23 protein-coding genes and 1 tRNA gene are annotated in these 22,865 nt (G+C 41.2%); 15 read left to right on the top strand and 9 right to left on the bottom strand.

Annotated features, from left to right (window positions below; genetic code table 11):
* Window positions 1–6: 6 nt before the first annotated feature.
* A tRNA-Arg gene (locus ACFN7Z_RS04860) sits at window positions 7–82 on the bottom strand.
* 178 nt (window positions 83–260) lie between these two features.
* Here ACFN7Z_RS04860 and ACFN7Z_RS04855 point away from each other — a divergent pair.
* The 6 genes from ACFN7Z_RS04855 to ACFN7Z_RS04830 all read left to right on the top strand — a co-directional run bounded on the left by ACFN7Z_RS04855 (window position 261) and on the right by ACFN7Z_RS04830 (window position 5,824).
* Window positions 261–1,196 (top strand): ABC transporter ATP-binding protein, encoded by a 936-nt coding sequence (locus tag ACFN7Z_RS04855; RefSeq protein ID WP_058951690.1) that lies wholly within the window; start codon window positions 261–263, stop codon window positions 1,194–1,196.
* Window positions 1,193–1,966: an ABC transporter permease gene (locus tag ACFN7Z_RS04850; protein ID WP_004982514.1), complete on the top strand. Its 774-nt coding sequence runs from the start codon at window positions 1,193–1,195 to the stop codon at window positions 1,964–1,966. Before ACFN7Z_RS04855 ends, ACFN7Z_RS04850 begins: the two co-directional genes overlap by 4 nt.
* On the top strand, window positions 1,966–2,778 hold the full coding sequence (gene queF / locus ACFN7Z_RS04845) for an NADPH-dependent 7-cyano-7-deazaguanine reductase QueF (protein WP_010327206.1): 813 nt from the start codon (window positions 1,966–1,968) through the stop codon (window positions 2,776–2,778). The genes ACFN7Z_RS04850 and queF overlap by 1 nt, the downstream gene beginning before the upstream one ends.
* Window positions 2,779–2,805: 27 nt before the next feature.
* Window positions 2,806–3,456, top strand: a complete 651-nt coding sequence (locus tag ACFN7Z_RS04840; RefSeq protein ID WP_004695843.1) for a hypothetical protein — start codon at window positions 2,806–2,808, stop codon at window positions 3,454–3,456.
* A 470-nt stretch (window positions 3,457–3,926) separates the two neighbouring features.
* A complete protein-coding gene (gene mltB, locus ACFN7Z_RS04835) occupies window positions 3,927–4,928 on the top strand; it encodes a lytic murein transglycosylase B (RefSeq protein ID WP_159151471.1) in 1,002 nt (333 codons plus the stop codon).
* Window positions 4,929–5,215: 287 nt separating this feature from the next.
* Entirely contained in the window at window positions 5,216–5,824 is a 609-nt protein-coding gene (locus ACFN7Z_RS04830; RefSeq protein ID WP_004695839.1) for a septal ring lytic transglycosylase RlpA family protein, read from the top strand.
* Window positions 5,825–6,467: 643 nt separating this feature from the next.
* Here ACFN7Z_RS04830 and ACFN7Z_RS04825 read toward each other — a convergent pair.
* From ACFN7Z_RS04825 to rpsB, 6 genes are all read right to left on the bottom strand, one after another.
* Complete coding sequence (locus ACFN7Z_RS04825) at window positions 6,468–6,785, bottom strand: AzlD domain-containing protein (protein WP_159151470.1); 318 nt, start codon at window positions 6,783–6,785, stop codon at window positions 6,468–6,470.
* Between the two features lie 3 nt (window positions 6,786–6,788).
* Window positions 6,789–7,490, bottom strand: a complete 702-nt coding sequence (locus ACFN7Z_RS04820; protein ID WP_159151469.1) for an AzlC family ABC transporter permease — start codon at window positions 7,488–7,490, stop codon at window positions 6,789–6,791.
* A 68-nt stretch (window positions 7,491–7,558) separates the two neighbouring features.
* On the bottom strand, window positions 7,559–8,392 hold the full coding sequence (locus ACFN7Z_RS04815) for an AraC family transcriptional regulator (protein ID WP_159151468.1): 834 nt from the start codon (window positions 8,390–8,392) through the stop codon (window positions 7,559–7,561).
* Window positions 8,393–8,459: 67 nt separating this feature from the next.
* The gene (locus ACFN7Z_RS04810; protein ID WP_159151467.1) at window positions 8,460–8,954 is read right to left on the bottom strand and encodes a DUF3465 domain-containing protein; all 495 of its coding nucleotides are present in this window, start codon (window positions 8,952–8,954) and stop codon (window positions 8,460–8,462) included.
* An 83-nt stretch (window positions 8,955–9,037) separates the two neighbouring features.
* The gene (tsf, locus tag ACFN7Z_RS04805; protein ID WP_087013308.1) at window positions 9,038–9,913 is read right to left on the bottom strand and encodes a translation elongation factor Ts; all 876 of its coding nucleotides are present in this window, start codon (window positions 9,911–9,913) and stop codon (window positions 9,038–9,040) included.
* Window positions 9,914–10,054: 141 nt separating this feature from the next.
* On the bottom strand, window positions 10,055–10,804 hold the full coding sequence (rpsB, locus tag ACFN7Z_RS04800) for a 30S ribosomal protein S2 (protein ID WP_004982536.1): 750 nt from the start codon (window positions 10,802–10,804) through the stop codon (window positions 10,055–10,057).
* Between the two features lie 207 nt (window positions 10,805–11,011).
* Here rpsB and map point away from each other — a divergent pair, with 207 nt between their 5' ends.
* The 5 genes from map to ACFN7Z_RS04775 all read left to right on the top strand — a co-directional run bounded on the left by map (window position 11,012) and on the right by ACFN7Z_RS04775 (window position 15,852).
* The gene (map, locus tag ACFN7Z_RS04795; protein WP_004695821.1) at window positions 11,012–11,839 is read left to right on the top strand and encodes a type I methionyl aminopeptidase; all 828 of its coding nucleotides are present in this window, start codon (window positions 11,012–11,014) and stop codon (window positions 11,837–11,839) included.
* Window positions 11,840–12,168: 329 nt separating this feature from the next.
* Window positions 12,169–13,239, top strand: coding sequence for an OmpW family protein (locus ACFN7Z_RS04790; protein ID WP_159151466.1), 1,071 nt, complete (start codon window positions 12,169–12,171; stop codon window positions 13,237–13,239).
* Window positions 13,240–13,391: 152 nt separating this feature from the next.
* Window positions 13,392–14,600: an MFS transporter gene (locus tag ACFN7Z_RS04785; protein WP_010327213.1), complete on the top strand. Its 1,209-nt coding sequence runs from the start codon at window positions 13,392–13,394 to the stop codon at window positions 14,598–14,600.
* Window positions 14,593–14,727, top strand: coding sequence for a hypothetical protein (locus ACFN7Z_RS04780; RefSeq protein WP_029575080.1), 135 nt, complete (start codon window positions 14,593–14,595; stop codon window positions 14,725–14,727). The genes ACFN7Z_RS04785 and ACFN7Z_RS04780 overlap by 8 nt, the downstream gene beginning before the upstream one ends.
* Before the next feature lie 168 nt (window positions 14,728–14,895).
* Window positions 14,896–15,852: a TauD/TfdA family dioxygenase gene (locus ACFN7Z_RS04775; protein WP_010327214.1), complete on the top strand. Its 957-nt coding sequence runs from the start codon at window positions 14,896–14,898 to the stop codon at window positions 15,850–15,852.
* 120 nt (window positions 15,853–15,972) lie between these two features.
* Here the strand turns inward: ACFN7Z_RS04775 and serC are convergent, their stop codons facing one another.
* A complete protein-coding gene (gene serC, locus ACFN7Z_RS04770; RefSeq protein WP_010327215.1) occupies window positions 15,973–17,052 on the bottom strand; it encodes a 3-phosphoserine/phosphohydroxythreonine transaminase in 1,080 nt (359 codons plus the stop codon).
* A gap of 387 nt (window positions 17,053–17,439) precedes the next feature.
* On the opposite strand from serC, the gene ACFN7Z_RS04765 reads away from it, so the two are divergent.
* Genes ACFN7Z_RS04765 through ACFN7Z_RS04750 form a run of 4 tightly spaced genes read left to right on the top strand, consistent with a single transcriptional unit; the run spans window position 17,440 to window position 22,321 of the window.
* Window positions 17,440–18,936, top strand: a complete 1,497-nt coding sequence (locus tag ACFN7Z_RS04765) for a TolC family protein (protein WP_050796978.1) — start codon at window positions 17,440–17,442, stop codon at window positions 18,934–18,936.
* Between the two features lie 21 nt (window positions 18,937–18,957).
* A complete protein-coding gene (locus ACFN7Z_RS04760) occupies window positions 18,958–20,106 on the top strand; it encodes an HlyD family secretion protein (RefSeq protein ID WP_010327218.1) in 1,149 nt (382 codons plus the stop codon).
* Window positions 20,106–21,236: an ABC transporter permease gene (locus tag ACFN7Z_RS04755; RefSeq protein WP_010327219.1), complete on the top strand. Its 1,131-nt coding sequence runs from the start codon at window positions 20,106–20,108 to the stop codon at window positions 21,234–21,236. The genes ACFN7Z_RS04760 and ACFN7Z_RS04755 overlap by 1 nt, the downstream gene beginning before the upstream one ends.
* The gene (locus ACFN7Z_RS04750) at window positions 21,233–22,321 is read left to right on the top strand and encodes an ABC transporter permease (RefSeq protein ID WP_010327220.1); all 1,089 of its coding nucleotides are present in this window, start codon (window positions 21,233–21,235) and stop codon (window positions 22,319–22,321) included. Before ACFN7Z_RS04755 ends, ACFN7Z_RS04750 begins: the two co-directional genes overlap by 4 nt.
* 33 nt (window positions 22,322–22,354) lie before the next feature.
* Here ACFN7Z_RS04750 and ACFN7Z_RS04745 read toward each other — a convergent pair whose 3' ends face one another.
* Window positions 22,355–22,798, bottom strand: a complete 444-nt coding sequence (locus tag ACFN7Z_RS04745) for a hypothetical protein (protein ID WP_004982555.1) — start codon at window positions 22,796–22,798, stop codon at window positions 22,355–22,357.
* Window positions 22,799–22,865 lie beyond the last annotated feature (67 nt).

Genomic DNA, 22,865 nt, shown 5'->3' with positions numbered 1-22,865 from the left:
GGTAAGTGGTGCGCTCAGCGGGACTCGAACCCACGCCACAGGCTTCGGAGACCTGTACTCTATCCAGTTGAGCTATGAGCGCGCGAGCACATCATATCAAAAAAAATCACAAGGTAAAGCATCTATCTAGCTTAGAGTGATTTTCCTGCTTATGCTTTATACAATGTTCCATATCTGCAACACAGAATTGCGAGTAGATTACTTGGTTTATTAGGCATAATCGCTCACAATAGTGCCACTATTAATCATTCGAGAATTTCATGACTGATGCATTGACGTTAAGGGATTTGTCCAAAACCTATAAAAATGGGTTTCAGGCTTTAAAAGGCATCGATTTAACTGTTCCTGAAGGCGAGTTCTATGCCCTTCTTGGACCAAATGGTGCAGGCAAATCTACAACGATTGGTATTATCAGCTCATTGACCAAGAAAACCTCAGGCACTGTCGAAATTTTTGGACATAATCTCGACACGCACCCCTCTCAAGCCAAACAGTGCTTAGGGGTTGTACCTCAAGAGTTTAACTTCGGTCAGTTTGAAAAAACCTTCGATATCTTAGTCACACAAGCAGGCTATTATGGTATTCCTAAAAAAATTGCGGAAGTTCGTGCCGAAGAATATTTAGAAAAACTCGGCTTATGGGAAAAACGCGGCATTCAAGCCCGTATGCTTTCAGGCGGTATGAAACGCCGCCTGATGATTGCCCGTGCCATGATGCATGAACCGAAACTCCTTATTTTAGATGAACCCACAGCAGGGGTTGATATTGAGCTACGTCGTTCGATGTGGGACTTCCTCACAGAAATGAACAATAAAGGCACATCGATCATTTTAACCACACATTATTTAGAAGAAGCAGAAATGCTGTGTCGTCGAATTGCCATTATTGACCGTGGTGTCATTAAAGAAGACACCAGCATGAAAAATTTCCTCAATCAACTCAATGAGGAAACCTTTATTTTTGATTTGGCAGCACCGATTGAACCGATTCATATCGACATCATTGGGGTTCGTTTCCATTTAGTCGACGCCGTGACTTTAGAGGTGACTATGGATAGAGCGCATACCCTCAATGACTTATTTCAATTGCTCGAATCGCAAGGGATCCAAGTTCGTAGTATGCGGAACAAATCCAACCGTTTAGAAGAACTGTTTGTGAAGATGGTCGAAAAAAATCTCGAAGGAACTACGCCATGAACTTAAATCAACTTAGCGTAGCTTTATATACTCTGGTGCATAAAGAAATTCGTCGCTTTATGCGCATCTGGCCACAAACCTTGCTTCCGCCTGCCATTACCATGAGTTTGTATTTCGTAATTTTTGGTAATTTGGTCGGTTCTCGTATTGGCGAGATGGGCGGATTTAGCTATATGCAGTTCATCGTGCCTGGGCTGATTATGATGGCGGTGATTACCAACAGTTATGCTAACGTTTCTTCGAGCTTTTTTAGTGCCAAATTTCAAAAAAGTATTGAAGAGCTGATCATGAGTCCTGTACCTTTGCATGCCATTTTATGGGGCTTTGTCTTAGGCGGTGTCTGTCGCGGGGTCTTGGTCGGTATCATTGTGACGGCCATGAGTTTATTTTTTACTGACCTTTATATTACCAATTGGTTTGTTACCATTTACACCGTCTTGGTCACCTCGTTCTTATTTTCACTGGGTGGTTTTATCAATGCGGTGTATGCCAAATCTTTTGATGACATCTCCATCATCCCAACCTTTGTGCTGACGCCTTTAACTTATTTAGGTGGCGTATTTTATGCCATTTCAGCACTCAGCCCTTTTTGGCAAAATTTATCGTTGATCAATCCGATTGTATATATGGTCAATGCTTTTCGTTTCGGTATCTTAGGTCATAGCGATGTTAACGTCGTCGTCTCCCTATCTGTTATGACCATATGCTGTGCAGTGCTTTATGGCATTGCTTACTATTTACTTTCTCGTGGTTCAGGAATGCGTGAATAATGAGTGTAGAACATTCTCTTTTGGGTAAAGACACCAATTACCCTCCAACTTATCAACCCGATATTCTTTTTCCTATAGCCCGTGCTACAGCACGTGAGCACTATGCACATGTTGAAGGTATTCAACAAGGTAAAGACTGGTGGCATGTTTTTGAAATTTCTTGGTTAAACACCCATGGTGTTCCGCAAGTTGCCATTGGTCGCATCAGCCTGCCGGCCACATCGCCCAACCTCATTGAGTCAAAGTCATTAAAACTCTACTTTAATAGCATGAACTTTACTCAGTTTGAGTCTAAAGCTACGTTTAAAGAAACAGTCGAACAGGATTTATCGGCAGCGGCTGGCGCAGATGTGAATATTGATCTTTTTCATGTCGATGATGTGGAAATTAGTCAACCTGAAGGTATCTGTATTGATGAACTGACTCCGACCCAATTGGAAAATCATCCCAATGCAAATCTATTGGCATTAGATGATACTGCGGAAGATGTTGAAGTACAGATTTACTCACATTTACTCAGAAGTAACTGCCCAGTCACTGGACAACCTGATTGGGGCACGGTATTTATCCGATATAAAGGTAAAAAGCCTTGTTATAACAGCATACTGGCTTATATTATCTCTTATCGTCAGCACAACGGTTTCCACGAACAATGTGTGGAACAAATATTTGCCGATATTTGGCAAAATTTGAAACCTGAAAAGCTGATGGTGTACGCAGCTTATACACGCCGTGGTGGTTTAGACATTAACCCTTGTCGTGTGTCAGATGTGTCATGGATGCCCCGCCCAATTCGATTGGCGCGACAATAAAATAAAGAACATTGAGGTTAATACACGATGCCATTTTTTGGTTTTATTCCATCGACTGAACTTTTACAGACTATTCAAACTGCTCAGCAGAAGAAAGACTCAAGTGAGCCTTTATATCCACTTCGAGATAAAACAGCACTACTCATCAATGATGAAATTATTGATGCCATTTTGACTGAGTTAGTTCGCCGTTTTCCACCGAGTGATAAACGTGACACAGCCGAGAAACTGGCTGGCTATATTAAGTCAACAGTTGCGGTTTTGTTGAAGCAGCTTTTAGGCAAATCATCGAATGATGTGGTTCAAGCATCGATTCAGTTTTCTGAAAAAAGCTTGTTTAAAGATGCTGAAGGTCAGTTCCGTGTGGGTGAAGCGTTAGATGCAAGCTTAGTGACCAGCCTCAAATATAACTATGCTGAAATTAAAGCAGGCAATGAAGTAGATAAAGCCGCGTTAACCGAACTGTATAAACAGTTTGCTGAAGCGACTGTACGTCACTTCATGAATGACTTTAATAAAACCCTCGATTTGGGCATGATTAAGCGTAAAGCGGCCGATATCGGTTCTGCAGCTGTCATTAAAGCAGTGCATATTGCTGCCAATAAAATCATCCCAAATTTAACCAAAGATGAACTTTTAGCTTTAGCTGAATATCACGACACCTTATTTCATGCTTAAGTACTAAAAGTCTTTCAATGCTTTTCAGATCAAAATGACTCTACTTGTGTAGGGTCATTTTGGTTTCTAAGCTGTAATTTCTTAGTCTTTATATAAAGCTATATAAAGGCGATATATAAGCTGAGACCAGATCTTTTTGTCATTGTCACTAGACTCTAAACACTACAGTTTTAATTGTTTCTATATATAGAAGACTTTTTTATATCAGTCAGTAAAACTTGACTTATATAGTCACGTAAATACTCTGCACAAAAATCTGCGCCATTTTGAATAATCTGTCCTTTATATAGGCTGAGTTTGTCTTTTTTTGTATACCTATTTGCCCGCTTCAGTACAGACAATGTTATCTTAAAGCCTATTCACGCTAGACTCCGTTCACAAGAATTTCGACATAACAGAAACGCGAACTATGGGCATTCCCCTATTCGCTTTGCTCCACTGCCAATAACGACTCTGGAAATTAGACTTCTATGTTAAATTTAAACTTTTATAACAAAGTTAAACGTTTACCTTTATTGATTGGCGCTTTGTCGATCACCAGTTTTTGCCAAGCCAACGATTTCGCCTCTCATCCTGACTATTTCAGCTTTAAACAAAAAACCATGCAGAATTATGGTCTGTCTGCTGAACAAGTCGATTGGGCTATGAATGGTTCTAAAAATCTACCCAACATCATCAACATTATGAACCGCCCAGGTGAAAGTAAACCGTGGTACGAGTATAAAACCAACTTTATGGCAGAGAGCACCATTCAGCGTGGTGTCCGTTTTAAAGCACAGTACGCAGATACTTTAAACCGTGCCGAACAACAATTTGGTGTGCCGCAATCAGTCATTCTCGGCATTTTAGGGGTAGAAACAGGTTTTGGGACGAATAAAGGTAATTTTGTCACCCGTGATGCTTTAGCCACTTTAGGTTTTGGTTACGAACGTCGTAAGCAATATTTCCAAGATGAACTCAGTGCTTTAATCGCATGGAGCTATAAAGATGGCGTGCCAACCAACTCGGTTGTAGGTTCTTATGCAGGTGCGGTGGGCTACCCACAGTTTATGCCAAGTAATATTCCAAAGTTTGGGGTGGATTATGACGGCAATGGTCATGTCGATTTACGAAACTCAGCAGTCGATGCGATTGGTTCAATTGCCAACTATTTAGCAAATCATGGCTGGCAACGTAATCAACCAATTGGATTCGCAGCACGCTATAGTGGCTCAAATCCTGAAACGGTCATTGCTAAAGATTTAACTTTACCGACGCCTTATGGTGTTTTAAAAAATCAGGGCATTCAACCGACCAATCCGATTGTCAAAATCGATGATTTAGATATGGTGAATGTGATCCAACTACAGGAAAATTATGGGCAAAGTTATTACATCACTTACCCTAACTTTCAAGTGATTACGACCTATAACAAGAGCCGTATGTATGCGACTGCAGTGTGGCAATTAGGGGCTGAAATTGCTAGCCGATAGGGCTAGCTTTTTACTCAAGCTTGAGATGTCAATAAAAAAATATTTAAAAATGATGTAAATTTCGGCATTTTTCATACATTGTTACAATATTGATTGTTTTTTAATCAAAAAATGTTCGGTTTATGTAGTTTTTATCATTATTTTAATTAAACACTAGACATGCTTATGACTGCATGAATATTATCCATTTCGTCAAATGTTGTTGCAAAAGTGAATTAACAGGCAAGTTTTTTTATCTTTCAACCACTTAGTTTAAAGAAAAAAGTATTGTCTTTTGGAGTTTATAAATGCAGTCTTCACTTAAATATATACTGGCCATTGCCTCGACCATCGCGCTGAGCCAATCGCAAGCAGAGATGGTTCAGTCATCATTTACCAATGATAATGATAACTCTCGCCTAGCTGCGCGTGTCTTGAATAAAGATGCTCAAGGCTTCAACTCACACTTCTCAAATTTAAATAGCCTTTCAATCACTGAACGTTCAGGCGATAAAATTCGTCGCGAAACAATCGCTGCAAAAATTGAGATCCCTGAAGAAGAGCCTTCAGTGATTGAAAAGTTAAATACTGTTGCATCAAATACAGTCCGTAAGTTTAGTCAAACGGGTATGGCTTCTTGGTATGGTCGTCAGTTCCACGGTCGTAAAACAGCAAGTGGTGAAACATTCGATATGAATGCATTAACTGCAGCTCACCGTAGCTTGCCGCTAAACTGCTTTATTCGTGTAACGAATAAAACCAATGGTAAAAGTGTTGTGGTTAAAGTAAATGACCGCGGTCCATTCCACGGTAACCGTGTACTCGATCTTTCTTATGGTGCTGCTAAGCAACTGGGTATTACCAATGCAGGGACTGCAAAAGTCAGCATTGAACGTATTGATGGACCAAACTCTTAAGATTCTTTCCTACAGCACGCATTTGACAGCAAAGCCACAGTAATGTGGCTTTTTTATTGTCCTATCTTTGCCGAATGTTTTACACAATCGTAAACAGCTCGATCTCCATCATTTGATCCCTCCCAGATGCTTAGTTTGAATAAGATGCGAAATCTAATCGATCCGATTTTTTGAAGTGAGTGTGCTCACATTTTTACAGCGGTGGAAGACTAGCAGAATTAAATATTTTCTCAGCTCATTCTTATCTGATCAAAGCCAATTTTCTACCCACCCTGAACTGTAGTTTTAAGCATTCGTCAAATTAAAATGATTTTATGAATTACCTAGTAAATTAAGCGCTATTTTTGCGATATTAGATTCATTATTGCCCTGCTTGTTTTTGTATAATTAGGGCAGTTTTATAAACCAAAACTCAAAAGAAAACCTTCTTATTTCTTCAAAGTTCTCAAACCCTGCCTCATTTGCTCTATTTTCAACTTTTTTAGTTTCCCAATCGAAGCCACACCAATTTGATAGACATAGAAAAAATCGCAAATGGTGAGCATTTAGAGCAACACAAATTTAAATGCAATGAAAAAGATCGAGATCTCACACTTTTTCATGCTTTTTTCGGTCTTTTATGGGCCTATTTGCTGATGAAATGCTAGAAATCGAATAACAGATTCAGACTGTAAAAAAATCCTAAACTCAGCAAAATACTGAGCAATAATTTTCTCGTCAAAAGAGTAATTAACAGCGTAAAAATTGCCCCATAAAAATAACTATTTTGAAGTATCCCTTTCCAGTGCCCGCCTTCGAAAAAAACCAGTGGCAAACAAATCGAAACCATCAGACAAGGCGCCGCATATTTCAACATGCGTGTCGCAAATTTAGGCAGTCGAATTTGAGTTTTAGGCTCTAAAAATAAATACCGATTAAAAAAGGTCACACAGGTCAAACTCAAAACAAATAACCAGGTCATGTTTTAGTCCTCTGCTTGATCAAAGAGCGCAGCAACCCACATCCCACTAAATCCAGCCAGCAAAATAGCTGATCCAAGCTCGAACCAACTCAAAATCAGCACCATGATCGATGAACTCACCACGCCATAAATTGCAGCCTTATTTTCAATCAGCATCACCGCCATAACCAAGAACACCACCACAATTGAAAATTCTAAGTGGAGAGTTGAAAGATCAGGTACTTTATTTGCAAGCAAAATACCCATTAGACTAAACAACACCCAACTGACATAAAAGCTGAATCCTGCACCCAACATATAGGCATAAGACGGCTTTTCCTTCAGCATCGCGGTGGCGTAGAGTTCATCGGTTAGCAAAAAGCCGATGCTCAGTCTTCTTTTGAGTGACCAAGGCTTCACCTCTTCTCTTAGACTCAGTGCATAAATAAAGTGCTGGCTGGTGAGAAAAAACACGGTGATCAGAATACTCAGTAAAGATGCACCCGTCATGAGCATGCTCAAACTGACTAATTGTGCCGCACCTGCAAACACTAACGCTGACATGCCTACAGCTTGCATGACACTCAGACCCGCATTAATCGCCGCTGAGCCAGCCAATATTCCCCATGGAATAACGGCGACTGAAAGCGGCAACATATCTTGCACACCACGGAAAAAACCTAAACTTTTCTGTTGGATCAATTGCGACTGCACAGCAGACTCCATTTTTCATTTCGCTAGAGTCAATATGCGGCATACCTTAGATGGCTTTCTTGTATGAAATTGCTGTTATTTTAAATTTTATGTGCCAGATATTGTGCTGGTGTACAGCCCAATGCCTTTTTAAAATGACGTGTGTAATGACTCTGATCGGAGAAGCCACACAGTTGTGCTACTGTCGCAATCTCACAACCTTGTTTGAGTAAAGATAATGATTTACGTAAACGAAACTGTATCAACCATGCGTGAGGTGGAAGTCCAGTAAACTTTTTAAATTGACGTAGTAAATGCCAAGGGCTCATCCCCACCACAGCCGCCAACTCAGTAAGTTGGTGCTCTTTTTCAGGTTCCGCAGCAAGTAGCTCTTGTACCAAGACCACTTTACGCTGCGCTTCAGGCAAATCTTTTAATATTTTTTTAGATTGATTATAACGACTTAATAAATAGGCCAAAGTTGAAATATATAAGCTCTGTTTAAACAATGTATTTTTTGGCTGTAACAACAAATCGAACAGCAAATTCAATTGCTCGGCTAATCCTTCATCATGCACCACAGCTTGTGGAAACCACGGCATAGTACCTGCTTCATGAAAAAAATCTTGGCTCACCTCTTGAATCATTTCAGGGGTCGGATAAATTGCCCGATAACACCAACCAGTTTCAACAGCAGAAGAACCCGTATGTACCTCATCAGCATTCACTAAAATAATATCGCCTTGCGGCGCAATATGCTGATTCCCTGTGCGCAAAAAGGACTGCGCACCTTCATCAATTAAACCAATACAATAGCCTTCATGGGTATGTTTTGAAAACTGCGTATGTTGATAGGAGGCTTTTAACATTTCAAGACCATCAAGTTCTTGAACATGATGGTAATTTACAAATTCACTGGGTCTGATTTCGTGCATGAGTTGACCTCTCCTGAACACTCAGCATACTGCGATTCAGCAAAACGTATAGAACAAAATTGCTCTACTACTGATAGGTTTTCCCCTGGTGTTTTAACCAACCACCTTCATGGCGCTGTTGTGGATCGTGATGTGTCCAGTGGATCACCCCGCCTTTTTCACTATATTCGTATTCACCATTGAAACCAACGGTATCGCCTTTTTGTAAGCGCTCAATGCGTGGTGCCAAATCAATATTATGTGCAACCAAAACCGTCATTGCATTAGGGAGTTCTACAATAAATTTTTGATGACGAGAACCGTCATTATCATCCTTAAGCACAGCCACAACACGCCCTTGTGATTGAACTTGAATATTACTTTTCCGGCTTTGAAACGCTTGGGCAATTTTTGTTGTGCCATCAAGCACTTGATTTTGCGGTTGACTGGTCTGTGTAGTGGGTTCTACCGTGACTGATGGTGTCGATGTTTGTAATTGATTTTCTTGAAGATCGATTCCGAAATATGCAGCAATCAAAAGTACGATCACCGCACCAATACTCAGGTTGGTTTTGTTGGCCACTTATCTACTTCCCCCGTTTTATTTTTATTAATTGTATAAAAAAAGCCCCAAAGGGGCTTTTTTTACTCAAAATAATTTTTCAATTATTTTGCAGCAGCTTGAGCAGCAGCAACTTCTTCAGCGAAAGAAAGTTCAGCTTTTTTCTCAATACCTTCACCCACTTCAAAGCGAGCGAATTGAACAACTGTAGTACTAGTTGCTTTAAGAACGTCAGCAACTTTCTTGTCGTTGTCGATTACGTACATTTGACGATCAAGAGCAACTTCGTTCAAGTATTTCTCAACTGAACCAGTTACCATTTTCTCAACGATGTTTGCAGGCTTACCAGATTCGATTGCTTTAGCTTCAGCAATTTCTTTCTCTTTAGCGATAAGTTCAGCAGATACACCTTCAGCAGAGATAGCAACTGGGTTGAATGCAGCAACGTGCATTGCAATACCTTTACCAGTCGCAGCATCACCTGTGTAAGATACAACAACACCGATTTTTAAACCGTGTTTGTAAACTGCAAGGTTTTCGCCTTCAATGATTTGAGCACGACGAACTTGGATGTTTTCACCGATTTTTTGAACAAGTGCAATACGCGCTTCTTCTACAGTTGCACCATCTTCAAGTTTCAATTCAGCAATTTTAGCAGCATCAGTTTCGCCAGCAGCTAACGCAGCAGCAGCAACTTGAGCAGAGAAACCAGCAAAGTTTTCGTCTTTAGCAACGAAGTCAGTTTGGCAGTTTACTTCTAAAAGAAGCGCTTTGTTACCGTCTTGAGCGATAGTGATTGCGCCATCAGCTGCAATGTTACCCGCTTTTTTAGCCGCTTTAGCTTGACCAGATTTACGAAGGTTATCAATCGCTAATTCGATGTCACCATTCGCTTCTGTTAATGCTTTTTTACATTCCATCATTGCAAGACCAGTACGATCGCGCAATTCTTTAACCATGCTTGCTGTAACTGCAGTCATGTCAATCTCCTAAATACGGTAGAAAATGAATTCTTTTTAGAACAGAAACGGCCCAGAGCTGTCTCTTGGGCCGTCTGCATACATGACGCTTACTTTGCCACCATCACATGTCGCAAAAATGACAAGCTTACGTCAAACGCATTAAGCCTCAGGAGCTTCTTTAGCTTCTTCAACTTTAGCTTGTGCATTTGCTTGTGATTGAGCATATTCTTTACCAGCAAGAATCGCATCAGCCATAGCAGAAGCATACAAAGTAACTGCACGGATCGCATCGTCATTACCCGGAATAACGTAGTCTACGTTGTCTGGGTTAGAGTTTGTATCAACGATACCGATTACAGGAATACCAAGGTTTTTAGCTTCTTTAATTGCAATTGCTTCGTGATCAACGTCGATTACGAATAATGCGTCAGGTAAACCACCCATGTTCTTAACGCCGCCTAAAGCGCGTTCAAGTTTTTCCATCTCACGAGTACGCTCTAAAGCTTCACGTTTAGTAAGCTTAGCGAAAGTACCATCTTGAGATTGAGTTTGAAGGTCTTTAAGACGGTTGATAGATTGGCGAAGTGTTTTCCAGTTCGTCAACATACCACCTAACCAACGGTGATCAACATATGGTTGACCAGCACGTTGTGCTTGTTCACGGATGATGTTAGAAGCAGCACGTTTCGTACCAACAAACAATACTTTATTCTTTTTGCTAGCAAGGTTGTTAACAAAGTTCAAAGCATCATTTAACGCAGGAACAGTGTGCTCAAGGTTGATGATGTGAATTTTGTTACGCGCACCAAAGATGTATTGACGCATCTTTGGGTTCCAGAAACGTGTTTGGTGACCGAAGTGTGCGCCTGCTTGAAGAAGGTCGCGCATGCTTACGTTGTAATCTGCCATTTTCTTTACCTTAAAGTTTGGGTTAGGCCTCCATATATCCGCATCCTCCACCCTAACGGGCACCCAGAGAAATGTGTCGATATATGTGCGGATTTTATTGCCCCATCGCACAAAGCCCGTGAAATTTATTCACGAAAAAGCATTTGATAAAATGGGCGGCTATTTATACCATAGTCACACACAAATTTCCAAAAGTTTTTAGAGATCATGAACAGTACTTACGAAGCACCCCGTCGACTCATCAAAAGCGCTGAAGACATCGAAAAGATGCGTGTGGCTGGACGACTGGCGGCTGAAGTCTTGGATATGATCAAGCCACATATTAAACCAGGTGTGACTACACTTGAGTTAGATACGATTTGTCACGATTATATTGTCAATAAACAAGACGCGATTCCAGCATGTTTAGGTTACGGTGCAGCACCGGGTCGCCCTGCTTTCCAACATGTGATTTGTACTTCTGTAAACCATGTGGTCTGTCACGGCATTCCTTCAGATGCAAAAGTGTTGAAAAAAGGTGATATTTTAAATATTGATGTGACGGTCATTAAAGATGGTTTCCACGGCGATACCAACATGATGTACATCGTGGGTGGCGAAACTTCTATTCTTGCGAATCGTTTATGTAAAGTGGCACAAGAAGCAATGTACCGTGGAATAGCAACAGTGAAGCCGGGTTCAACCATTGGCGACATTGGTCACGCCATTCAACAATATGTCGAATCGGAACGTTTTGGTGTCGTGCGTGAATATTGTGGTCACGGTATTGGGACTGTGTTCCATGACGAACCTCAAGTCTTACACTATGGTCAGCCAAACTCAGGCATGATTTTAGAAGAAGGCATGACCTTTACCATTGAGCCAATGGTCAATGGTGGTGACTGGAAAACTAAATTACTGGGGGATAAATGGACGGTAGTGACCAAAGACCATAGTTTGTCTGCACAGTATGAACATACGTTGTTGGTCACTAAAAACGGGGTTGAAGTGTTAACTGCACGTCCTGAAGAAGATTTATCACGCTTTCAGTCTTAAAATGCTGTCATTGGCATGAAATATGATGCCATCTGTCAAAAAGACCACCTTCTGGTGGTCTTTTTTATGGCTGAGCAAATATTGGATTTGAAATTTATTCTTTATTTTACAAACATTTATAATCAAAAAATACTCAACAGTAGCGCTCTATTATATTCATTCATCTGTAACAAAGATTGCAAGCAAGTAACACGATCACACAAAACAGGTTTTGACATTCACAAATGTCAAAAACACATGTCCTTCAAAAACAACAGCTTTATCGTAGCAGCAACCTTAATAATACGCTCTATAAAAACGAATAGCTAATTTGGACATGGAGTCCCAGAATGAAAAAAACATTGCTTTGTGTAGCAACGTCTATTGCTGCTTTACCTATGCTCACACATGCAGATTCACCTTATTTTAGTCTACAAGATGGTGATGGATTTAAACGCTTTTCTGTATCGGTCGGTGCTTTACATGTCATGCCACAAGGTAAAGCCCAACCTTTCCGAGTTAACACATCGGTTAAAGAAGGTGAAACTGCAAAAGTTGGAGATATCAAAGCACAAACGGTGCTCGACAATATCAAGCCAGGAAGTAGCGTCAATCCTCTCTTAAAGGCTACTATTGATGGGCTAGCTTTAATTAATGCTGATGTCCCCTCAGCACTAAGTGGAACTGCTGAAATCCGTGGACTCAGTCAATGGGATAATCCAGGTACAGGTTTAGAAGCCGACGATGTCACCACATTGGGCATCATGACCAATTACTTTTTTACCGACAATATTTCTTTTGAAATGAAAGCTGGTATTCCGCCTAAAGTTGATTTACAAGGTAAAGGAAAAATTTATGCACCTTTTTCAGCAACTGCAACACCTATGGGCGGAGCTTTAGGCAATTTAGAACTTGAAAATGATATTTTCATTACCGATTTGGAAGCACACGGCCCTGCGGCATCTGCACGTGCATGGACACCTGCTTTCGAGTTCCAATATCACTTTGGTAAAACAGGGGTGAATAAATTCCGTCCGTATGTCGGTGTTGGAATGATGTATGCCTACTTTAATGAGCTGGAAATTAACCCACAAACTGAAAAAGACTTGATTGCAGCAGGCCATATGATTGCCAATATTAAAGAAGGCAATGCTGGCGCATCACTTGAAGGGAAAAAAAGTTCAGCCAATCCCAAAGTTAAGCTAGAAGCAACCGATGCCTTCGCCCCTATTGCAACCGTCGGTTTCACCTATGACTTTAATGATAAATGGTTTGCTGTCGGTTCCGTGTCCTATGCTCATCTTAAAAATGAAACCACGATCACCGTCAAAGATGCTACGCACGGTGAACTAATCAAATCTACAGCCGATATTGAAATTAACCCCATTCTGGCTTATGCAGGTGTCGGCTACCGGTTCTAAGCTTCAAACAACTACCAAAAAGACGACACCAAGTCGTCTTTTTTCATGAATATTCATTGTTTTTATTGATCAAATAGTCAATTTTTTATCATCGCTTTCAGCAAATAATTCACTTAATATAGCGAACTCTAAGCTCATTTTTTGGTTGAAATATGTCAGAAACTCGTTTTTCCAAACCGCTGATTTATATGCTCATTGGAAGTGCAATAATTCTGGCATTATCACTGGGTGTCCGACATGGCTTTGGACTCTACCTTGTGCCTATGAGTGATGAGTTTAGCTGGGGACATAATGTTTTTAGTCTAGCGATTGCGATGCAAAACCTGATTTGGGGCGCTGCGCAGCCCTTTACAGGCGCATTAGCAGATAAATATGGCTCTAAAATTGTGGTTGCCGTCGGTGGTGTGTTGTATACCATTGGTTTGCTGCTCATGGCAGTCAGCTCTACGGGTTGGTTACTCAACTTAAGTGTCGGTCTTATTTTGGGCCTAGCATTATCTGCGACCTCTTTCTCTGTATTATTATCCGCGGTGGGTCGTGCTGCACCGCCTGAAAAACGTAGCCTTGCTATGGGTATTGCCAGTGCAGCGGGTTCTTTTGGGCAGTTCATTATGCTGCCGTCAACCTTACTGCTGTTACAAAACTTTGGCTGGTCTGCGGCGTTGGTCGTTAGTGCACTTTTAATTGCGATGATTGTTCCGCTGGCTTGGATGCTCAAAGCTCCCGCCTTTGTTATACCGAATGCTTCAACCAACCAAGTTCAGCTCAGTTTTAAAGATATCTTAGTGATTGCGAAAAACCATAAACCATTTTGGTTCCTATCACTCGGTTTTTTAGTCTGTGGCTTCCAAGTGGTCTTTATCGGTATCCATTTACCTGGCTATTTGATTGACCATGGTTTTAATGCAACCACAGGAACTGTTTTCTTAGCGTTGGTCGGTTTATTTAATATCGTTGGCACTTACACTGCGGGTTGGCTAGGTGGGAAATATTCTAAACCAAAGTTACTGATGGGCTTATATGGGCTCAGAGGCATTGCGATTATTGCCTTTTTGATGCTCCCACTCAGCACAGTCACCATCTATAGCTTTGGTGTGGTGATGGGTTTATTATGGTTATCTACAGTGCCTTTAACCAATGGTATTGTGGCCAATATGTTTGGTATTAAATACCTCAGCATGCTGAGTGGCATCGTGTTCTTTACCCATCAAGTTGGTTCATTTTTCGGTGGATGGCTGGGTGGTGTGAACCATGACGTGACAGGTAATTATGACTTGATTTGGCTGTTTTCCATTATTCTGAGTGTTTTTGGCGTACTGGTACATTTCTTTGTCGATGAAAAGGCGGTTGTCCATGACTAATTCATTTTTATGGCTCAAGTGTGGTATCGGCATTAGCGTCGTTGCTTTGTTTGTTCTGGCAATTAGCCTTTGGCTGAATACGCCTGATCTGTTTGAGTATTTTAATCAGGCATTTTGCGCACATTAAATCTGCATATTTTGAGCTCAATATTTCATTATAAAAGAAAAGCAATACAATCAATAAATTATTGTTTTTTTAAATTTTTTCATAATTTTAGAACTTCTTTTAATTTTAAGATTACACATATTTTGATTACATTTTCTCTAGACCCTATATCTAGAGAAAATAATCAAAATGACCGCACTAACCCAACTTTCACAAGCGATTTATGATGCTCCGCGTTGGCATCAGGCTAAACAATTTCAAAACCCAGAAGAAATACAAATTATCCCACTGGCGGAAGAAGCCTTAGGTGCTATGGTTTTTGGTTTAGATGCCCGTAAAGCCCAAGCAGGAGAGACCATCTATCGCTTAAAACAAGCTTTGGCTGAACATCTGATTTTAATTTTTAAAAACCAAACTTTGGATGATCTGCAATATTTAGCCTTTGCCAGCTATTTTGGTTCTATTTTCCGCCCAAGTGCAGACAATCCTGTGCTGGCTAGCCAGACTGACACTGGTGTTCCACCCGATGTGGTTCCTGTTTCCAATGCGGTCGGTCAAGGCAACTACACCGGCCATGGCGAACTCACCCCACATGCCGATCACCAGTGGACACCGCTTCCCTCTTTTGGCTCTCTGCTCTATGCCCTTGAGCTTCCTCAAGACGGCGGACAAACCTCTTGGTTCAATACCATCAAAGCTTATGATGCACTTCCCGATGACGTCAAAAAGCAGATCGACCAGCTACAGCTGATTACTTATAACCCATTCGTCCGTGCGCAAAGTAATACAGGCAATACGGGTTATGGAGACAGCCCTTATTATCGCTTTAAAGATCAACCCATTTTAGGTCATGCCTATCCTCATCCCTTAGTCCGCACACATCCAGAATCTGGGCGTAAAGCGCTTTGGCTCAATACCCGTTCGGAAGTTGAATTACTCAATGTCGATGATAGCGAAGGCAGTGAACTGATTGCTGCCCTCCGTGCGCACATCCTCAAACCTGAGTTTCGTTATGAACATCACTGGGAAACTGGAGATATTGTCTTTTGGGATAATCAGGTGACACTACATTCACGTCGTCCCTTTCCTGTCGATCAACGTCGCTTACTCAAACGTATTAGTCTTGCAGGTGGACGTCCTTACTAAGCGATAAATAAAATGAATAATTGATTGGTATGACACCAAAATGTCACGATTGTTTTAGATAATCTGTTAAAAAACCAATAAAAAAGCCCATCGTTTGATGGGCTTTTTTATTTCTATGACTTAAGCATTGCGTTTCGCAAAATCATCCATAAAATTCACTAGCGCTTGAACGCCTTCTAGTGGAACTGCGTTATAAATACTTGCGCGCATCCCACCAACTGAGCGGTGACCCGCAAGATTCAACAAATGGTTTTCTTCAGCTTCTTTAAGGAAAAGTTTTTCTAAGTCTGGATTCGCCAAAGTAAACGGCACATTCATAATTGAACGGTTTTGCACAGCAATTGGGTTTGCATAAAAATCACTTGCATCGATATAACCATAAAGCAGTTTTGCCTTTTCAAGGTTCACTTTATGGATCGCCTCAACACCACCTTGTTCAAGCAACCATTCAAACACTAAACCTGATAAGTACCAAGCATAGGTCGACGGTGTATTGACCATCGAATCATTCTTCGCTTGCGAAGCGTATTTCAAAATGCTTGGAATTTCAGGTTTGGCTTGATCTAGCAGATCTTCACGAACAATAACCAAGGTTAAACCCGCTGGGCCAATGTTCTTTTGCGCGCCTGCATAAATGATACCAAATTTAGTCACATCAACAGGTGCAGACAAAATACTTGAAGACAGGTCTGCAACCAATGGCGCATTGGTTTCTGGAATAGCCGAAAACTGAAGACCACCAATCGTTTCATTGTCTACATAATGCACATAAGCCGCATCTTGAGATAAGTTCCAAGTGCTTGAGTCTGCAATGGCAAGTTTTCCATCAATTTGCGTACCCGCTTCAATGACGTTGATATCGCCATAGCGCTGCGCTTCTTTCAGTGCTTTCTCAGACCAAATTCCAGTATGGATATAGTCCGCTTTGCTGTTTTTACCCAACAAATTTAAAGGAATCGCGGAGAACTGAAGTGAAGCACCACCTTGAAGGAACAAGACTTTATAGTTCTCTGGAATGTTCATGAGTTTACGTAAATCTGCTTCTGCTTTTTCAGCCACAGCAACATAGTCTTTACTACGGTGACTCATTTCCATGATGGAAAGACCCTTGCCTTGCCAATCAAGCATTTCAGCTTGTGCTTTTTCTAAAACGGCAGTAGGTAATGCAGCAGGACCAGCACAGAAGTTGTACGCGCGCATGATTTTTCCTTTCAAAGTGAAACACAATAAAATGATGGCATTTAACCACAGATAGCCAGTGCTTGCAGTAAATTCAACTGAAAATATTTCAATGTAATCTCACCTTTACAGTCAAAAACTCAATCAAGATCAACGATTCAGTTTTAACTCAGCACTGCTCAATCAATTACAGCAGCGCTGTCCCATTCACCTAAGCTCAAACGAAAGCATTTCCTTTGCTTAAAAATGTCGCTAATCTATTGATATACATTTGCAAATTAAACAATTCAGTAACTGAGTCAGCATTCAGAACAGTTAGATTATGCGTATAATGTGCAAAAACATAGAAAAGAGTCGTGCTCATGCTACAAAGACTATTCAACATGCTTAATACACCAGCCAATCAACATGCTTAATACACCAGCCAACAAATACTTATTGCGTACATCACTGCCATCAATCTTGTCATTAAGCATGTTCGGTCTCAGTCTCGGAATCAGCTCGACAACTTTTGCTGCATCAATCAGCTATCAACAAGCTGAGCAAAGTGTGTTACAAGACTCGTTTAGCACACAGGCCTCCCAAGCCTTACAACAAGCCTCAAAACTAGAAGCTGAAGCTGTCAAAGGTTTGGGGCTACCCCGTATCGATCTGAACGTACGTGCCTATGCTTTTCATAATGAGCTCGATGTGCCTCTGGGTGCACTCAAAAATAATTTAGAACACACACTGACTGATGGTGTAGCCACGAAAATTGATGAGTGGCAAAACACCTATCCAAATTTGGGCGATTTAAGTGGTTTAGAGCAAGGTATTGATCAAACCATCCACAAAGGTGTGGGACTTATTCCGAATAGCTCGCAAATTACCTTAGAAGATCAAGTCATACGCCCAACCATTTCTGCAATGATGCCGCTTTATACAGGCGGATTAACCTCAAGTGCGAAACAAGTCGCCAAAATCAAAGCAAAACGTAGCGAACTCAATACAAAACAACAGCAAGACCTACAACGCTTTGAACTGATTCAAGCCTATTTCAATGTTCAACTGCAAAAACAGTTACTCGCGTCTAGCCAATATAATTGGCATGCGATGCAAAAACACTATGACAATGCACTTAAACTTGAACAACAGGGCTTTATTAGTAAAGGCCAGCGCATGCAATTTGAAGTGGCAAAAAACAATGCACAGCGCAGTGAACAAGCCAGTCAGGCCAATTTAAAAGCCAGTTTATTTCAACTGAATAACCTTTTGCAAAGCAGCCAAATTACTGAGCTCACCACACCACTCTTTATTAACAGTACCCAAAACCAAGATCTGAATACCCTACTCAGGTCATATGCAGATCAATCGGCTTTAGTACAAAAACTGCAAATGGACACCCAACTGGCACAAGCCAATGTCACCGCACAAAACGCCGCCAAGAAACCACATATTTTTGCCTTTGGTGAATACAGTCTAGACGATAAAAATAACTGGATCGTTGGCTTAGCCGCACAGTACAATCTGTTCTCAGGCATTGATAAAAACAAAAATGTCCAAGCAGCAGAGTTACAACGCTACGCTTCTGAACTGATGACAGCACGGACTAAACAAGAAATTGAAAATGTGATTTATAAATCGTATAGCGAAGCCACCACAGCGCAGCAAAGTGATCAGTTATTACAGCAAAATATAAAAGCAGCGCAAGAAAATTTACGTATACAAGAACTGTCCTTTAAAGAAGATATGGGAACAGCGACCCAAGTGATCGATGCACAAAATATGCTCAGTGCTTTAAAAGCAGAAACCGCACTGAATGCCTATAAATATGTCATGTCACTGGCGACGTTTCTACAAAGTCATGGTTCGATCCATCAGTTCCAAACCTATCTTCTGCAACCCAATACGCGATTTATTCGTTAATTCTTTGATGAGAGCCATTTAATGAATCAAGATCAAAACCAATCTGATCCGCAAAAACCTGAAAAACAAGAAGATCAAGCGGTGCCATCAACAGAGGAATTAACCACAAATGATACTCAAGAGCAGGTACAAGCTGAGACCGAACAGACTAAGCCAGCATCAGCCAATACAAACACCGAGCAAAAGTCCAAAGCAATCAAGCTGATTGGGGGGCTTGCTCTCATCATTCTATTCATCGTGATTGCTTTTGGACTGTGGAAGGCCTATCAACCCAAAACGGTTGAAATCCAAGGTCGGGTTGAGGCAGAAACGATCCATGTTAGCACCAAAGTGCCCAGTCGAATTGATGAAATTTATGTACATGACGGACAAAAGATCAGTAAAAACCAAGAACTCGTTCGACTGTATAGCCCTGAAGTCGATGCCAAAAAACAGCAAGCATTGGCCAGCTTACAGGCTGCTTTAGCACTCCAGTCCACTGCTGACCGTGGCTCTCAGGAAGAAAATATTGCGAGTTTATACGCCAACTGGCAAGCACTGAAAGCACAGCAAACTTTGGCACAAACCACCTATCAACGTGGTGCAAACTTGTACCAACAAGGTGTCATCTCACGCCAACGTCGCGATGAAATGCAAGCCGCGGCACAATCAGCCGCTCAAATGACAGAAGCAGCATATCAACAATATGCTCGGGCTGAACGTGGCAGCACCCCACAGCAAAAAAGTTCAGCAGATGCGCAAGTGCAAATTGCAAAAGCAGCTGTTGCTGAAGTCAATGCGCTTGAAGCTGAAACCAAACTACTCTCACCCATTGACGGTACTGTCTCTAAAACTTATGGCAAACCCTCCGAATTGGTAGCGATGGGGGTGCCGATTGTGAGTATTATTCAAGATCGCGAGCTTTGGGTATCACTGAATATTCGTGAAGACCAATACGCCAACATCTATCAAGCAAAACAAATTGAAGGCTTTATTCCAGCCTTAAATCTACATACCAACTTTAATATTAAGAATATTGATGCCGAAGGCGAATTTGCCACCATTAAGACCACACGCCAAACAGGAGGCTATGACATTCGTAGCTTTAAAGTTCATTTGACGCCTGCGCAAGCCATTCCAGACCTAAAAGTTGGCATGAGTGTGTTGTTTAAAGTCAAAGAGATCAAATAATGCTAAGCGGGCTACTGCGGGAACTGAACTATTTACTGAAGCATAAGTGGGATCTATGTTTAGTCACGCTTGCCCCACTGTTTATTATCGTGCTGTTTTCCAGCATGTTTGCCCAAGGTAAACCCGAACATTTGCCTATTGCGATTATTGATCAGGACCAAAGCGAGCTCAGCCAAAACATACAGCGCTACTTAAAACTCAACCATACTTTAGATGTCGTCATCGTCAGTGATCAAAATACCGAAGTTGAAAAGTTGCTGAACCAAACCAAAGTTTGGGGTTACGTCAGTATTCCCAATGGCGCCGAACAACGTTTTGTTCAAGCTAAAGATGCTGAAATCAGCATCGCCTATAACCAAAGTTACTTTAGTGTGGGGAACACCATTTCATCAGCCATGTTACTCAGCACAGTTGAAGCAATGGCAGACTATGCTGGTGAAAGCTATTTAGAAAATACGATCCCTTATTTAGATGTACCTACACCACACGTTAAAATTTCGACCTTATACAACCCAAATTTGAGTTATGAGTTCTATTTAGAACCCTTTATGATTCCTGCAATTTTGCATTTACTACTCTGCTGCTGTGTCGCATTTTCAGTCGGTCAAGAATTTAAGTTTCATACAGCGCAAAATTGGCTAAACAACCAATCTGCTTTTAAAGCCATCCTCTCTAAGAATCTGACCTATGTACTAATTTTTAGCTTATGGACATGGGCGTGGATGTTTTGGCTGATTGAGATTCGCGGCTGGTTTGTTGCAGGTCAACTTTGGTTGATCATGTTGGCACAGCTTTTATTTTATAGTGCCTATGCCTTGATCAGTAGTACCATTGTTTTAGCCACCAATAACTTATCCAAAACCTTTGGTTTAATTGCTGTGTACGGCGGCTCATCACTCAGTTTTGCAGGAGTGACCCTCCCCTTAAATAACGCACCACTATTTACCAAATTTTGGGCCAATATTATCCCTTACACACCTTATGCCAAACTACAAACCGAACAATGGGTCATTGGTAGCCCAATCAGTTCATCGCTGTTGCCTTTACTCATACTTATCCTCTATGTGGTCTTTTACGTTGTGACCTCTGTCCTGCTGCTCAAAAAAAGAATCAAAGGAGCAGTATCATGAAGTCATTTTTGCACTATTACTTCAAGACATTTAAAGACATTATCGCCAATCAGTCGATTTTAACCACGCTCATCCTCTCGGTGATTTTCTATAGTGTTTTCTATCCGACTGCCTACAAAGCACAGCAAGCAGAAGCTTTGCCCATTGTGATTGTGGATGAAGAACAAAGTACCGTGACCAATAACATCATTCAGCAAGTTTCGCTCAGTCCAAATGTTGAAGTGAAGGCTGTGACGGGCAATTTCCTCGATGCTGAAAATATGATTAAACAACAGCAAGCCGATGGTATTTTGCTCTTACCCGAAAATCTTTCCAATAGTCTTCGGCATGGCGAAGTCGGTGGGATTGGGCTCTATCTCAGCGCGGCAAACTTTTTAAAAACCAAGCAAATTGGACTAGGTCTGGCCACCTCAATTGAAAATACTGTACGTGAGCATGTGGAAAAATTTGGCAATATTTCGCACTTTTCTCCAGCCATTTCCATTCATCAAACGCCGCTTTTTAACACCATGTCGGGTTATGGCAGTTATATTTTCCCCGCCATTGCTCCGCTGATTATTCATCAAACCATCGTGCTCGGTTTAGGAATGTTATTGGCCGGATACCGCGAACAGAAATGGCGACCAACGACGACAGAATTTTTTGCGATTTTTTGCGCCATTCTGACCATTGGTATGCTCGGTTGTTTATATTTATTTGGCTTTATTTATTGGTTAAATGACTACCCACATGGAGGAAATTTTAGTGGCATGTTACTGGCCGTGCCGATTTTTATAGGCTGTATCGTGGCTTTAGGCATGTTGATTTCAACATTTTTCGATATGCCTGAGCGTGCAGGACATGTCATTGTATTTACCTCTATTCCGCTATTTCTACTTTCAGGAACAGCATGGCCACACGCCGCAATGCCGGTTTGGATGCAACACTTGGGCAATGTTTTGCCATCGACCCAAGGGATTCAAATGTTTATTCAACTGAACCAAATGGGTGTACCAACTGCACTTATTCTGTCGAAACTACTCTATCTCTTTGTGTTTGGTATAGTTTGCGCAGCATTTGCTTATTGGCGTCTCAAGCATCGCTAAATTTTAGAACGTATTGATAGCAATCCTATCCATTTAATCCGTTGAAGCCCCATAAAGTTTGACATCAAAGCTGCGAATTTTTGTGCTTCCGCCGGCTTTGTCAAAACCAACATCATATTGAACTAGGTTTTTATTGCTATAAGCATACTCATAGGTAACTGCATACAAACTTGGTTTTTCTGTCGATTTTTCAATATGTTTCGATACAATTTTTTGAGTCGTTATGGCTTGTTTAGGAATCGATTTTGCAAATTTGCGCATGTCTTTTTCATGAGTTTTAAATTTACGCTGTAACTCTGGCTCAAAATAAGTATATAGCTGCGGAAAATCGCCCTGAGTAAAGGCTTGATAAGCCTGCTGAGCTGCTTTCTCTTGAGCAGGACTCGGATTTGGGATCGAATCCAATGCCTGTTGTCCCAATTTATCACACGCTGTTAAAGCCAACGCACAACTCAAAACCAGTAATTTTGCTTTCATAAAATCTTATCCACCACTCGGTCATCGCCAACACGAAAAAGGACGCCGAAGCGCCCTTTTCTTTTTC

Source organism: Acinetobacter sp. P1332, assembly GCF_044057475.1.
In the GTDB taxonomy this organism is placed as follows: domain Bacteria; phylum Pseudomonadota; class Gammaproteobacteria; order Pseudomonadales; family Moraxellaceae; genus Acinetobacter; species Acinetobacter johnsonii.
The sequence above is the reverse complement of the archived record's forward strand: the minus strand, read 5'-3'. Positions and strand labels throughout refer to the sequence as shown.